Below are 16,022 nucleotides of genomic sequence, written 5' to 3' on the forward strand. Positions count from 1 at the left end.
CATCGAAGGACTAAGACAAGAGCACCCTTTATCTGCTTTGCTAAACATCGCTAAGATGGCTAAGAGTGTCTTTTACTACCATAGGTGTCAGTTTGATGTTAAAGACAAATATGCAGACTTAAAACATCATATTGCTCAGATATACCACAAGCATAAAGGCAGGTATGGTTATCGTAGAGTCACGGCCGCGCTAAAGCAGTTAGGGGTTTATCATAACCATAAGCTCATCGCTAAGCTGATGCGTAACATGAAGCTTAGCGCAAAGATAAGACGTCAGAAGTACCGATCTTACAAAGGACAACAAGGCAAGATTGCGAAGAACTATTTAAAGCGCCAGTTTCATGCAGATAAACCAAATAAGCGCTGGCTGACCGATATTACTGAGTTTAAGGTGGGTGATGATAAGCTGTATTTGTCACCCATACTTGATTGTTATAACAATGAGATCATCACCTATACGCTCTCAAAGAGACCCACTTATGACTTAGTTGGTAAGATGCTAGCTAGTGCTTTAGATAAGACAAAGGCGTGCCGTGGTAAGAGATTAATGCTGCATTCAGATCAAGGGTGGCATTATCAAATGAAACCGTTTAGCACGACGCTTAAACAGCATGGAATTAAGCAAAGTATGAGCAGAAAAGGCAACTGCTTAGATAATGCACTGATGGAGGGGTTCTTCGGTACGCTGAAGTGCGAGACGATTTATATTGAGAAACCGAAAACTATTGAGCAGTTAGAGAAACAGATTCATGAGTATATGCATTATTATAATCATGAGCGTATTCAACTTAAATTAAAAGGACTGAGTCCTGTGCAATACAGAACTCAGTCCTTGTTATAAACTAAACCGTCCAACATTTGGGGGTCAGTTCATAATTGGCGAGGTTTTTTATTATTAGCGTTTTATACGTAGTAAACGTATTTAATTAAAATGGTTTAACTAAAAGGTTTTCGTTAATAGTACTGTCGCTGATTTTTCATCACGGTCGTCATAATAGGCAAAGTTACTAGAAGTGGTATCGTAATCAAATACCAATCTTGGCGTTAAGCCAAGCACAGTGAAATCGCGCTTCCATACTTGTAGACCCAGTGAGGTGGTTTTGTCTTCTCTTTTGGAGCCTGGCTCACCACCGTTAACTTCATAGTATCCATTCAAAATATCTGGTGAAAGAGAGATTGCAGGATCTTCATACTTTTTAATACCGTAGCCTGCTGACGCTAGTGTTGAGATACCTCGCTTCCACTCACGCCCCCAACCGACTTTTATCGAGTTACGGTCATAGCTGATAATGCCCGATTTTGGCACATCATTTTGATAGTTACCTAGACCACCATAAAAATACTCTTTAGCATCTTTAATATAAAAGGCATTTAAGCCCAAAAACTGACCATCTGTTTCACGGTTCTGATTGTCATCATCTTCAAAGGTCTCTTTTGATAAAATACCGGTTGCCGTTAGTTTGAGCTTTGGTTTAACCCAACGCGAGCCACTCACGGTCACGCCTTTACGTAAGCTATAGGCTTCTTCATCATAATATCGCTTAGTCACAAACGGCGTGAGCGAGACATCATTTTTGGCATCGTCATAACCGACGCCAGCGGAAGCTGTAAATAGGTAATCATTGTAGTCCGTCTCATCCCAATAACCTTTCAACGACGCATTTCCGCCCACGGTGGCATAAAAGTTATCAGGTAGATTAAAGCGTTTGTTTGCACTACCAGATACTTGAAGCCCTTTACCAGATACTTTTTCTGGAGGTCTATACCCCGGTCTGGCAAAACTATCAGGGACATCGTTCAAATTTTTATCCTGAATATAGCTAGCAGAAGCATTAAACTGCCATTGCTCAGAACTATTGATTTGAGCTAACGAGTTTTGAACTCTAGCCATCACCGGTGCAGGCAGATCAACCGACTGCAGTTTTAAAAACTGCTCTTTTGCGGCAGCATACTGCTTATCTGCTTGCATCGCAGTTGCCATATTTAAGCGGACAGGATGGAAGTCTGGATCTGCTGCTAGCATCTCACGATAAATTTCAATCGCTTGTTTGTTTTTAGCTTCACTGCGATATATCAAGGCGTCAGCAAACTTGATCAGCATAGGATCATTGGTTTCTAACGCTTTATAGTGGGGCAATACCTGCTTTACTGTCACCATATCCTGCGCCGCTAAAGCGTCATTTAAGAATTTACTAAATGCGGCTGGGTTGGCTTTTAAAGCTTCTAGATTATAAGCGGTGGCAGCAGCAAGTTGCTGACGACTTCTGATAGCACGTTGTGCTTCTGTGTCAGTAACGGTGGTAGAAGGTGCCGTAGGGTCGGATACGGCAGTTTGACTTTCACGTTTGAGGAGCTCAGTAGCCTGGTCGAGATCAGGTTCTATCTCTGGTAAATCGTCTGGAGCAGCCATTGATGGTAGAGAAAACGCCATCATCGATAGCAAAATGGAAGCGGTGAGAGGTTTGCGCATATATTGATTATTCATGGGTATCCTTACCTAAGTACGATCACTATTTTTCTAAACATTATTCCAACTTTAGTTATCCTAAGGGATTTTAATGCTTTAAGCGAGCAAAAAAGCGTCCTAGGACGCTTTTTTGTTTGTTTTATACAGTCATATTACTTTATTGCTTTTCGGCACCAAAGGTTCCTTGGAAAGTTGTACCAGTTCCTGGCGTAGTTCCAGTTCCGGGTACGCTACCAGGTTGTGCTTCTTGGTAAATACCACCTAAGAACTTAGCATCTTCACCATAGAAACCACCTGAGGTTGCAATACTATCTTTACTACCAGCAAAAGTATTACCCGTAATGCCAGCACTAATACCAATATTTTTATTAATATCAGCAAACTTTAATGTCCCTGTTAATGAGTCATTAACGAAATCAACATTAAAATTAGATGTGCCGTTGACCACTGGGTTTTTGAGCGCGCCTGAGCCTAAATGTAGATTATCCATATAGGTTGCAACACCAGCATACTGAACTTTACCTTCTGTAGGCATGTTCTCAGTTGCTTCACCCATGACGTAAACATTGGTATAGCGTGATTTCACCCCACCAAATGAACCTTCTTTACGCATGTCACCATACACATGACCGATTTGCATTTGCGAGTCGAAGTTCTTATAAACAGATTGATAATCGTATTTTAAATCAATCTTGCCAAGAATGGATTCAACTTTACCAAAGGTCGCTGTACTCGTATCTTTAGATTTTTTGAAACCATCATCGAGCAATATATCATCAGATTTTACTAGTGTCAGTTTCGATGCTTGTCCGAATTTACCTGGTTTAGTAATATCTAGACGACCAACAAGCTGATTATAACCCGGTAGATTATCTGTATTAGTATCAACAATCATTACTGGGTTGGTATCTTCACCAGAACCTGTTGTGGTATTGAATGTATCATTGTCCCTTACAAACTGACGATAACCAATAGCATTTTCTGTTCCAGTTCCCGCTACACTGCTGACGGTGTTACTCATAACACCTGTTATAGCTTTAGGTACTGGTACTGGTTCAGAGTTAGAGCCGACTTTAGTAGCACCATAAGTTCCTTTACCGCCAGCATCTTGATATATGCCACCTAATAGCTTGGCATCTTCTCCATAGAACCCACCTTTAGTATCAACACCATTCCAATTACCGGCAAAGGTATTGCCTGCAATTTCTGCTTTTATTTTCTTATCTTTCATACCAGCAAACGATAGTGTGCCATCAACCTGGCTATCCACAAAGTCAACACTAAAGTTAGACGTACCTACAGTGGGGTCAACACCAATAATCTCACTTTTTGTATTACCAAGATAAGTGGCATCACCTTTGTAGGCAACTTTACCGTCATTAATACGGTTATTAATATTATATTGCGATAGATCTTTCATGTACTTCATATCAACGTCATTTGTACTATTACCTTGTACATAGACGTTTGACAAAGTAGCTAATTGGGTTACGTTAGCGAAACGTTTAAGGTCACCATATACATGACCAATTTGCATTTGATTGTCAAAGTTTTTATAAGTGGAGGTGTAATTTAACTTATTGTCCCACGTACCACCAATTTGCTTGAGAGAGCTCTTCTTAAAACCCTTTTCGTAGTCTTGGTCATCTGTACTTCTTAATGTGACATTCACAGGTTGTTTAAAATAACTCGATCCAGTCTCATTAAAAAGAGCTGTGTAGGTATCGTAGCTCGCAGAAGTATTTGCGCTCAAACCACTATTGTCGTCTTTTGCAATACTATTTTGGAAGCCAGTAACTTTAGTATTTGCAGCAATTGTCGGGTTGGTTGGTGCTGGCGGTAATTGCTGTGCCGCTGCAAGAGCCTCTTCTGCAGCTATCGCTCTAGCTTCAGCTTCTAATTTCTCTTTTTCCGCTTCATCGGCACGTGTTTGAGCCGCAGCCGCTTGCGCTTTAGCATCAGCCGCTTGTTGATTGGCGGCGGCTACTTTCTTGTCGGCTTCAACTTTAGCGTCACCAATGGCTTTGTCGGCAGCCACTTGCGCTGCAGTGGCTGCATTTTCTGCGGCGGTTTTGGCTAACAATGCAGCCGCTTCAGCAGCTTTTGCAGTCTCTGCGGCGGCTTCTGCTGCAGCTTGAGCGGCTTCGGCGGCGGCCGCACGTGCTAAGGCGGCGGCGAGCTGATCTTCGCCATTACCAGCACTTGCTAAGGCATCTTCTGCTTTTTTCAGGGCCTCTTGGGCTTTAACGGCATCCGCTTGGGCTTTGTCTGCAGCAGCTTGGGCGGCGGCGGCTTGGGCTTGGGCAGTGTCTTTGTCAGCATTGGCTTTGGCGGCATCCGCTTGGGCTTTGGCAGCGGCTTTTTCTGCTGCGGTTTGCTTGTCGCTCTTCGCGCCATAGGTGCCTTGAGCATCATTACCAGCGTAGACCCCGCCTAGGTATTGAGCATCCCCACCAAAGAATCCACCTTCAGTGCTGTAACCGGCATTGTCAGCCGCTGTGCCTGAGAATTGGTTGCCATTGATACCAGCGGTTAGACCAATCTTACCGGCGTTAGCAAAGGTTAAGTCCCCTTTCACGTTTTTAGCAACAAAGTCGGCGGTGAATACAGATTTGCCAAACTCGATGTCATTGCCAATACCCAGCTTGCGGTAAGTGGCGTCCCCTGTGTAACCTACGGTGCCCTCTTTCGGCATGTTAGCCGCTTGGGTGGCATTACCGATGACGGCGACACCATTGACGGGTAAGGTTTTGTTCAATAGAGCAACTTCAGCAGAGCCATCAATATGACCGATGCGCATGTCATCGCCAAAGTCTTTATAGGTTGAGGTGTAGGTTAAAGGCAGTGTCTGACCAATGGCGGCAACCACGATGTCTGCTTTGCCTTTATGGGCTTTAAAGCCGTTAGCAACGTCTGTGTCGCCTTCACCAGAGAGGGTGATTGGGACCAGTGGGAGTAAGCCTGCTGTGCCATCTGGATTCTGAGAGGCGATGTCAGCACGGGCATCAACGGCAGAGCCGTCTTCATTTACGGCAAAGTCGCGGGTGGTGGTATTAAACAATCCGAGTGAGCCGGCATTAATGTTTAATGATTGAACACCCGATTTCTTCGCTTCGGCAGCGTTCTTGATGGTGGCTGCTGCTAGGGCGTCTTTGGCGGCTTGCGCGGCTTGGTTGGCGGCAGCAATTTGAGCTTCTGCTGCGGCAGTCGCTGCAGCTTGCGCTTGCTGGGCAGCGGTGATTTGGGCATTGGCGGCCTCAAGGGCAGCTTTGCGACGATCCACTTCTGCTTGTAGGGCCGCGGTGTCACCACTGCCATTTGCCAATGCGTCTGCTAGGGCTTTCTCTGCAGCAGCTAACTTATCCTGTGCGGTGATTAACTCACCTTTGGCTTTATCCGCTTCTGCTTGGGCAGTGGCTGCTTTTTGCTTTTCAAGCTCTGCTTGCGCTTTGGCGGCTGTGGCTTGCTGATTGGCTGTTTCAGCGTTGGCATTGGCCGCAGCGATTGCGGTTGCAGCGTCAGCTTTGGCTTTTACTGCTTCCGCTTTGGCTTTATCTTCTGCAGCTTTAGCGGTGGCAGCGTCAGCTTCCGCTTTAGCCGCTTGCGCTTTAGCATCAGCCGCTTGTTGATTGGCGGCGGCTACTTTCTTGTCGGCTTCAACTTTAGCGTCACCAATGGCTTTGTCGGCAGCTACTTGCGCTGCAGTGGCTGCATTTTCTGCTGCGGTTTTGGCTAACAACGCAGCCGCTTCAGCAGCTTTTGCAGTCTCTGCGGCGGCTTCTGCTGCAGCTTGAGCGGCTTCGGCGGCGGCCGCACGTGCTAAGGCGGCGGCGAGCTGATCTTCGCCATTACCAGCACTTGCTAAGGCATCTTCTGCTTTTTTCAGGGCCTCTTGGGCTTTAACGGCATCCGCTTGGGCTTTGTCTGCAGCAGCTTGGGCGGCGGCGGCTTGGGCTTGGGCAGTGTCTTTGTCAGCATTGGCTTTGGCGGCATCCGCTTGGGCTTTGGCAGCGGCTTTTTCTGCTGCGGTTTGCTTGTCGCTCTTCGCGCCATAGGTGCCTTGAGCATCATTACCAGCGTAGACCCCGCCTAGGTATTGAGCATCCCCACCAAAGAATCCACCTTCAGTGCTGTAACCGGCATTGTCAGCCGCTGTGCCTGAGAATTGGTTGCCATTGATACCAGCGGTTAGACCAATCTTACCGGCGTTAGCAAAGGTTAAGTCCCCTTTCACGTTTTTAGCAACAAAGTCGGCGGTGAATACAGATTTGCCAAACTCGATGTCATTGCCAATACCCAGCTTGCGGTAAGTGGCGTCCCCTGTGTAACCTACGGTGCCCTCTTTCGGCATGTTAGCCGCTTGGGTGGCATTACCGATGACGGCGACACCATTGACGGGTAAGGTTTTGTTCAATAGAGCAACTTCAGCAGAGCCATCAATATGACCGATGCGCATGTCATCGCCAAAGTCTTTATAGGTTGAGGTGTAGGTTAAAGGCAGTGTCTGACCAATGGCGGCAACCACGATGTCTGCTTTGCCTTTATGGGCTTTAAAGCCGTTAGCAACGTCTGTGTCGCCTTCACCAGAGAGGGTGATTGGGACCAGTGGGAGTAAGCCTGCTGTGCCATCTGGATTCTGAGAGGCGATGTCAGCACGGGCATCAACGGCAGAGCCGTCTTCATTTACGGCAAAGTCGCGGGTGGTGGTATTAAACAATCCGAGTGAGCCGGCATTAATGTTTAATGATTGAACACCCGATTTCTTCGCTTCGGCAGCGTTCTTGATGGTGGCTGCTGCTAGGGCGTCTTTGGCGGCTTGCGCGGCTTGGTTGGCGGCAGCAATTTGAGCTTCTGCTGCGGCAGTCGCTGCAGCTTGCGCTTGCTGGGCAGCGGTGATTTGGGCATTGGCGGCCTCAAGGGCAGCTTTGCGACGATCCACTTCTGCTTGTAGGGCCGCGGTGTCACCACTGCCATTTGCCAATGCGTCTGCTAGGGCTTTCTCTGCAGCAGCTAACTTATCCTGTGCGGTGATTAACTCACCTTTGGCTTTATCCGCTTCTGCTTGGGCAGTGGCTGCTTTTTGCTTTTCAAGCTCTGCTTGCGCTTTGGCGGCTGTGGCTTGCTGATTGGCTGTTTCAGCGTTGGCATTGGCCGCAGCGATTGCGGTTGCAGCGTCAGCTTTGGCTTTTACTGCTTCCGCTTTGGCTTTATCTTCTGCAGCTTTAGCGGTGGCAGCGTCAGCTTCCGCTTTAGCCGCTTGCGCTTTAGCATCAGCCGCTTGTTGATTGGCGGCGGCTACTTTCTTGTCGGCTTCAACTTTAGCGTCACCAATGGCTTTGTCGGCAGCTACTTGCGCTGCAGTGGCTGCATTTTCTGCTGCGGTTTTGGCTAACAATGCAGCCGCTTCAGCAGCTTTTGCAGTCTCTGCGGCGGCTTCTGCTGCAGCTTGAGCGGCTTCGGCGGCGGCCGCACGTGCTAAGGCGGCGGCGAGCTGATCTTCGCCATTACCAGCATTTGCTAAGGCATCTTCTGCTTTTTTCAGGGCCTCTTGGGCTTTAACGGCATCCGCTTGGGCTTTGTCTGCAGCAGCTTGGGCGGCGGCGGCTTGGGCTTGGGCAGTGTCTTTGTCAGCATTGGCTTTGGCGGCATCCGCTTGGGCTTTGGCAGCGGCTTTTTCTGCTGCGGTTTGCTTGTCGCTCTTCGCGCCATAGGTGCCTTGAGCCTCATTACCAGCGTAGACCCCGCCTAGGTATTGAGCATCCCCACCAAAGAATCCACCTTCAGTGCTGTAACCGGCATTGTCAGCCGCTGTGCCTGAGAATTGGTTGCCATTGATACCAGCGGTTAGACCAATCTTACCGGCGTTAGCAAAGGTTAAGTCCCCTTTCACGTTTTTAGCAACAAAGTCGGCGGTGAATACAGATTTGCCAAACTCGATGTCATTGCCAATACCCAGCTTGCGGTAAGTGGCGTCCCCTGTATAACCTACGGTGCCCTCTTTCGGCATGTTAGCCGCTTGGGTGGCATTACCGATGACGGCGACACCATTGACGGGTAAGGTTTTGTTCAATAGAGCAACTTCAGCAGAGCCATCAATATGACCGATGCGCATGTCATCGCCAAAGTCTTTATAGGTTGAGGTGTAGGTTAAAGGCAGTGTCTGACCAATGGCGGCAACCACGATGTCTGCTTTGCCTTTATGGGCTTTAAAGCCGTTAGCAACGTCTGTGTCGCCTTCACCAGAGAGGGTGATTGGGACCAGTGGGAGTAAGCCTGCTGTGCCATCTGGATTCTGAGAGGCGATGTCAGCACGGGCATCAACGGCAGAGCCGTCTTCATTTACGGCAAAGTCGCGGGTGGTGGTATTAAACAATCCGAGTGAGCCGGCATTAATGTTTAATGATTGAACACCCGATTTCTTCGCTTCGGCAGCGTTCTTGATGGTGGCTGCTGCTAGGGCGTCTTTGGCGGCTTGCGCGGCTTGGTTGGCGGCAGCAATTTGAGCTTCTGCTGCGGCAGTCGCTGCAGCTTGCGCTTGCTGGGCAGCGGTGATTTGGGCATTGGCGGCCTCAAGGGCAGCTTTGCGACGATCCACTTCTGCTTGTAGGGCCGCGGTGTCACCACTGCCATTTGCCAATGCGTCTGCTAGGGCTTTCTCTGCAGCAGCTAACTTATCCTGTGCGGTGATTAACTCACCTTTGGCTTTATCCGCTTCTGCTTGGGCAGTGGCTGCTTTTTGCTTTTCAAGCTCTGCTTGCGCTTTGGCGGCTGTGGCTTGCTGATTGGCTGTTTCAGCGTTGGCATTGGCCGCAGCGATTGCGGTTGCAGCGTCAGCTTTGGCTTTTACTGCTTCCGCTTTGGCTTTATCTTCTGCAGCTTTAGCGGTGGCAGCGTCAGCTTCCGCTTTAGCCGCTTGCGCTTTAGCATCAGCCGCTTGTTGATTGGCGGCGGCTACTTTCTTGTCGGCTTCAACTTTAGCGTCACCAATGGCTTTGTCGGCAGCTACTTGCGCTGCAGTGGCTGCATTTTCTGCTGCGGTTTTGGCTAACAACGCAGCCGCTTCAGCAGCTTTTGCAGTCTCTGCGGCGGCTTCTGCTGCAGCTTGAGCGGCTTCGGCGGCGGCCGCACGTGCTAAGGCGGCGGCGAGCTGATCTTCGCCATTACCAGCACTTGCTAAGGCATCTTCTGCTTTTTTCAGGGCCTCTTGGGCTTTAACGGCATCCGCTTGGGCTTTGTCTGCAGCAGCTTGGGCGGCGGCGGCTTGGGCTTGGGCAGTGTCTTTGTCAGCATTGGCTTTGGCGGCATCCGCTTGGGCTTTGGCAGCGGCTTTTTCTGCTGCGGTTTGCTTGTCGCTCTTCGCGCCATAGGTGCCTTGAGCATCATTACCAGCGTAGACCCCGCCTAGGTATTGAGCATCCCCACCAAAGAATCCACCTTCAGTGCTGTAACCGGCATTGTCAGCCGCTGTGCCTGAGAATTGGTTGCCATTGATACCAGCGGTTAGACCAATCTTACCGGCGTTAGCAAAGGTTAAGTCCCCTTTCACGTTTTTAGCAACAAAGTCGGCGGTGAATACAGATTTGCCAAACTCGATGTCATTGCCAATACCCAGCTTGCGGTAAGTGGCGTCCCCTGTGTAACCTACGGTGCCCTCTTTCGGCATGTTAGCCGCTTGGGTGGCATTACCGATGACGGCGACACCATTGACGGGTAAGGTTTTGTTCAATAGAGCAACTTCAGCAGAGCCATCAATATGACCGATGCGCATGTCATCGCCAAAGTCTTTATAGGTTGAGGTGTAGGTTAAAGGCAGTGTCTGACCAATGGCGGCAACCACGATGTCTGCTTTGCCTTTATGGGCTTTAAAGCCGTTAGCAACGTCTGTGTCGCCTTCACCAGAGAGGGTGATTGGGACCAGTGGGAGTAAGCCTGCTGTGCCATCTGGATTCTGAGAGGCGATGTCAGCACGGGCATCAACGGCAGAGCCGTCTTCATTTACGGCAAAGTCGCGGGTGGTGGTATTAAACAATCCGAGTGAGCCGGCATTAATGTTTAATGATTGAACACCCGATTTCTTCGCTTCGGCAGCGTTCTTGATGGTGGCTGCTGCTAGGGCGTCTTTGGCGGCTTGCGCGGCTTGGTTGGCGGCAGCAATTTGAGCTTCTGCTGCGGCAGTCGCTGCAGCTTGCGCTTGCTGGGCAGCGGTGATTTGGGCATTGGCGGCCTCAAGGGCAGCTTTGCGACGATCCACTTCTGCTTGTAGGGCCGCGGTGTCACCACTGCCATTTGCCAATGCGTCTGCTAGGGCTTTCTCTGCAGCAGCTAACTTATCCTGTGCGGTGATTAACTCACCTTTGGCTTTATCCGCTTCTGCTTGGGCAGTGGCTGCTTTTTGCTTTTCAAGCTCTGCTTGCGCTTTGGCGGCTTGCGCTGCTTGTTCTGCTTTTACTTTAGCATCTTTAGCAGCATTTTCTGCTGCTTGCGCCAGCTCTTTGGCTTCTTCTGCTGCCTTTTTAGCCGCTATTTCTGCTTTAAGTGACTCTTCAATTTCTTTAGCTTTGGCCGCTGCTACCGTAGCACGAAGATCTGCAGCTTTTGCTTTTTCTTCAGCGTCTTTAACTTTTGTTACTGCTTCACTAGCTATCTTTTTGGCTGCATCCACTTCTTCTTTAGATGCTTTTGCAGCGGCTTCAATTTTTGCTACTGCTTCGACTCTTGCAGCTTCTGCTGCTGCTTTTGCCTGTACTGCTTCTGCTCTTGCTGCATCAATTGCTGTCTTCGATGCTTCTGCTGCTTTTTCTGATTCCTCTCCAAACTTCAATTCTGCTGTTTTAAGCGCTTCTTCTGCTGCCTTGGTTTTGGCTTCTGCTACTTTAAGCGCTTCTTCTGCTGCTTTGGTTTTAGCCTCAGCCGCTTTAATAGCTTTTTCAGCCTCAGTTATATTACCAGCTCCACCTCCCGTATCAGTACCTGGCAACACAGGTGTTGGTTTCGGAGTGATAGGATCATCTCCGCCACTAGTCACACATGACGCTAGAATAATAGCACTTAAGAGAACCACACTGGCTTTGAGTGGTGTATTTAGTTTTTTTGCTGCTGTTACAGCTGAGATTGAATGACAGTTAGGCGACATTCGTCTTCCTCCATGAAGAGTTTATGATATTCCGTTACTTCGAATAAGATACAACTTTAATCCAGTTGCATGCATACATAAACAAATTCACTACAGAAAGTCAATTAATATTAATGAAATAATGTTCACTGTAATATTTAGTTACCAATTAATCCTTATAAGCGAATATAATAAGCTATATAGAGAAAATATGTATCAATATACGCAAAAAAGAATATAGGACACTCTTATACTTTCATAGTCATCCAAATTAAAATAAATACGATAATCAATGATGCATTTCCATGTATTGCGTCATTTTTTAGAAAAAGTAAGATAATCATCATTTTTTTAGAGTAAATTGAGTATTCCCTATGTTTTATAAGAATAGTTAGACTAATATAAGGAAAATAATGGAGCATTAGTAATTATATAAATCCTTTATTAATACAATATTAGAAATATTAATTAGGAAATTTTAAAATAATAAAAAATTCTCCTCATATTAATTTATATACCTTAATACATATAGAGATGTTATTGAGATTAAAGACAGGGATTGAGTCAAATAACAATTTGAAAATTAATTATAGAAATCGAACTATGTTCAACAATTTTTCATATTAAATAGCAGTCTTAAACTATATTGATACAAAATATACCAATTTTTGTTTTGTATTTTTGTTATTTCTACTTACTAGTTAGTTTTTCCATCATTTTTTATACAAGTTTCGTAAATACAAGAATCTAGAAAACAAAAAAAGCGCCCTAAGGCGCTTTTTTATATTTAAGTCTTTATGGTTAATTTATTTATTGCTTTTCGGCACCAAAGGTTCCTTGGAAAGTTGTACCTTCACCTGGTTGAGCACCCTTACCGCCTTGAGCTAACGCTTCTTGGTAAACCCCGCCTAAGAATTTAGCATCCTCGCCATAGAAACCACCTGCGGTATCAATATTATTTACATTACCAGCAAAGGTATTGCCGCTGATATCTGCATTGATATTAATCTTATTGTCAGTAGGCATATATTTATAATCGCCATCTGCAAATGTCAATGTTCCTTCAAGTTTGCTATTAACGAAGTCAACATCGAACTTCGAGGTTCCATTAACGACTGGACCGCCACGCTTGCCCTCTTTTAAATGTAGGTTTTCCATACAAGTAGCAACACCAGCATACGCTACCATACCATCATTAATATTGTTATCAATATTGTACTTTGCCAAGTCTTTCATGTACTGCATGTCTTTAAGGTTGGTACCGTTACCTTGTACATAGACAGTAGAGACTCGAGCCAAATCACCTAAGAACGACTGATTTGGATCACCGTATACATGACCAATCTGCATTTGTGAATCAAAGTTTTTGTAAACAGATGAATATTTTAAGTCTAACTCTACAGGACCTTGAACTTTAGTAGAATCAGTATGAAGCTTAAAGCCATTACCATAATCTGAATCACTAGCTCCACTTATATTAACAAGAACCTTCTGTTTTACAGAGTCAGGCTTGGTCATATCAGCGCGCGCTAAGAACTTATCATAACTAGTAAAATTATTACCAGCACGATTGTCTACTGGGACTTTAGAGCCGTTTACATCTTGTGTCTCAGTAAAGTCTGATTTGTCATCACGTATTTCCGCATAACCAATCGCATCATCTGTAAAGGTACCCTTTTTACTACTGAGCGTATTGCTTTGGAAGCCAGTAAATTCGCTATCTACTGGATGTTCTAGATTCACTGGAGGTTTTGGAACTTCAGGCGTCGGCGTCGGCGTTGGCGTCGGCGTTGGAGTCGGCGTTGGAGTTGGCGTTGTTACTTGACTGGCACCATATGTGCCTTGAGCTTTTTCGCTTTCGTAGATACCACCTAGATGTTCAGCTTTACCACCGTAAAATCCACCTTCTGTTGCATAGCCTCCATTGTCTTCGGCTTTGCCTGCAAACTTATTGCCATCAATATTTGCTGTTAAGCCGATTTTACCTGCGTTAGCAAATGTAAGATCACCTTTTACGTTTTTAGCAACAAAATCTGCAGTAAATACTGACGTACCATATTCGATGTTTTTATTTGCACCCAATTCGCGGTAGGTTGCATCACCACTATAGCCAACCTTGCCATCCATTGGTAAATTTGTTACTTGAGTTGCATTGCCTATTACTACAACACCATCAACTGGCAATTTTTGCCCTAAAAGTGTTCTTGCATCTGCCTCACCATTGATATGAGCAACACGCATTACATTATCGTAGTCTTTATATACTGAAGTATATTCTAGTGGAATATCGTTACCAGCGGCTATAATCGTTGTACTGTCATCATGTGACTTAAAGCCTTGCTTAGCATCTGCATCACCGTCTCCAGATAAGTTTACTGGTACAGTCGGTAAAAGACTGGTTGCTAAGTCCGCTCTTGCCTCTATTTTTGACTTATCTGCGCTTGCTTCAAATTTACGTGTATCAGCCTTAAACATTCCACCGACATTAATACGTTGAGCTCCTGAAATACCTGCTTCAGGTTCTGTTGGAGTCGGAGTCGGAGTCGGCGTTGGAGTCGGAGTCGGAGTCGGAGTCGGCGTTGGAGTCGGCGTTGGAGTCGGAGTCGGAGTCGGCGTTGGAGTCGGAGTCGGCGTTATTGTTTCAAATACATCGCCAAGATTATAAGAAGGCTCATCAGTCGTATTACAGGCGGCGAGGATCATTGATGTTAAAAGAACAACACTGGCTTTTAGCGGGGTTTTGAATTTTTTAGCTGTCGATACAGCCGTGATTGAATGACGGTTAGGTGACATTCTTCTTCCTCCATGGATGATTAATTGATATTCCTTTATCTACTACTTGTACTACTAGTGTTTAGATAAGAGCTATAGATAACCAAATTTAGTTTACAAAGTCAATTCATAACAGCTGACTGCTGTTGATAAAAAATGACGCAAACGTTCATTTGTGAGAGGTTAAACATTTATATGAGTATTAACTCAGTACTCAATAAGATAGATAATAGTCATTAGTGAAGCTTATCTAACTCACTAGATAAGCTTTTTAAGAACTTTATTCAAAATAATACTATCAAATGCAATTTTACTGACTTTGGTAAGAGATTTTTACGCCCGCAATATAACCATCATTGTCTTCAGCCTTACTGACGATACTACCATTAGGTAACTGTCCAGTAGCATCCCCAAACTTAAGATACTTGCCGCCGACAGATACTGCCCACTCTGGTGTGACATTGTATTTAATGCCACCACCAATACTATAAAAACCTTCAATGGTACCAAGTGAACTCACAGGGTCTCCAGCACCAGAATCATAGCCGAGTACAACTGAACCAGCCAATTTTTCATTAAATCGCTTAGCTAAACCAACATCGACCTTCCACTGATCTTTTTCGTAGGATAATAATGGTAAACCTTCTGGTACAGCTGCCTTTGAGAATACATTATATAAAGGTGGAACAATCGAAAAATCACTCCAAGGCACCCAGCGAACATCAAGCGTTCCTAATAATTGATACTTTTCACTCAAACCTGTCTGTATATTTAAGTTTACTGATTCAGGTGTTGTAACTGTCGCCTCAGTTGTCGCATTGGCTTGAATGTCATATCCAGCACTTCCTGGAATCTGAGAAAGAACAAGGTCTTTATATTGACTATCTAAAAGCGGAACTCTCTCAGCGATATCTGTTTTATGCTCAATTTCAGAACGATAAGTTAAAGCGGCATTTAGTGCTATTTCAGGTTTGCTATAAGCAAGACCTGCGACCCAGCCGTAATCAGTATCAGCATTAACATTAGCATCATAGCCTGTCAAAGGACCATATGCCTTACCTCGTAAATGTACGTCCGCTTTTGCTTTTTGCATCACTGGACCACCAAATACCTGAAAACCGTTAGACTTATAACCAACTAAGCCGGTCCAAGTTTCGGTATGAACACTGACCTTGGTATTTTTATTATAATCAGGGTCTAGTATTGCAGAGTTAATAATTTCATTTTTAGCACCGATTCCATTGAATTTAGGTGTAATAAGCGTTTCTTCACCTACTTTTGATACGAAATTACTATCACCTTTATATTCTACCTCTGCCCCGAATGGCTCATCATAAAAGACACCAATACTTATATTGTCATTGACGTCCGTTTTGACACCATAACGCATAAAGCTATAGGTATCATCAGTAGCATTACCGGTACTCTTACCTTTAACATATTCAGCTTCAGTATTTGTTATACCAAATTTATTGCCCGCATTGTCATGAGCAGATACCTTGGTATCGATATAAGCAAAATCAACTTCTGCATAGGTTCCGGGATTAAAAAAGCCTTTGATATCTTGACCAGAACGATCAAGACCAGCGGCTTGCGTCAATGATGCAGCCGATAAAGCAAAAAGAGCGAGGGTGAGTTTAGAGATAGGGAATTTTTGAGACACTTGATATC

At 45.7% G+C, this 16,022-nt stretch carries 5 protein-coding genes; 1 reads left to right on the forward strand and 4 read right to left on the reverse strand.

The features are described 5' to 3' along the window. Positions 1-37: 37 nt before the first annotated feature. Positions 38-841: an IS3 family transposase gene (locus JMX94_RS07445; protein WP_265088943.1), complete on the forward strand. Its 804-nt coding sequence runs from the start codon at positions 38-40 to the stop codon at positions 839-841. A gap of 99 nt (positions 842-940) precedes the next feature. Here JMX94_RS07445 and JMX94_RS07450 read toward each other — a convergent pair whose 3' ends face one another. The 4 genes from JMX94_RS07450 to JMX94_RS07465 all read right to left on the reverse strand — a co-directional run bounded on the left by JMX94_RS07450 (position 941) and on the right by JMX94_RS07465 (position 16,014). Further along, entirely contained in the window at positions 941-2,485 is a 1,545-nt protein-coding gene (locus JMX94_RS07450; RefSeq protein ID WP_201564712.1) for a surface lipoprotein assembly modifier, read from the reverse strand. Positions 2,486-2,624: 139 nt separating this feature from the next. Next, on the reverse strand, positions 2,625-11,600 hold the full coding sequence (locus JMX94_RS07455; RefSeq protein ID WP_201564720.1) for a transferrin-binding protein-like solute binding protein: 8,976 nt from the start codon (positions 11,598-11,600) through the stop codon (positions 2,625-2,627). Between the two features lie 789 nt (positions 11,601-12,389). Further along, on the reverse strand, positions 12,390-14,282 hold the full coding sequence (locus JMX94_RS07460; RefSeq protein WP_201564729.1) for a transferrin-binding protein-like solute binding protein: 1,893 nt from the start codon (positions 14,280-14,282) through the stop codon (positions 12,390-12,392). 379 nt (positions 14,283-14,661) lie between these two features. Next, entirely contained in the window at positions 14,662-16,014 is a 1,353-nt protein-coding gene (locus tag JMX94_RS07465) for an OmpP1/FadL family transporter (RefSeq protein WP_201564807.1), read from the reverse strand. Positions 16,015-16,022: the final 8 nt, after the last annotated feature.

This window comes from Psychrobacter sp. CMS30 (assembly GCF_904846565.1).
GTDB lineage: Bacteria > Pseudomonadota > Gammaproteobacteria > Pseudomonadales > Moraxellaceae > Psychrobacter > Psychrobacter maritimus.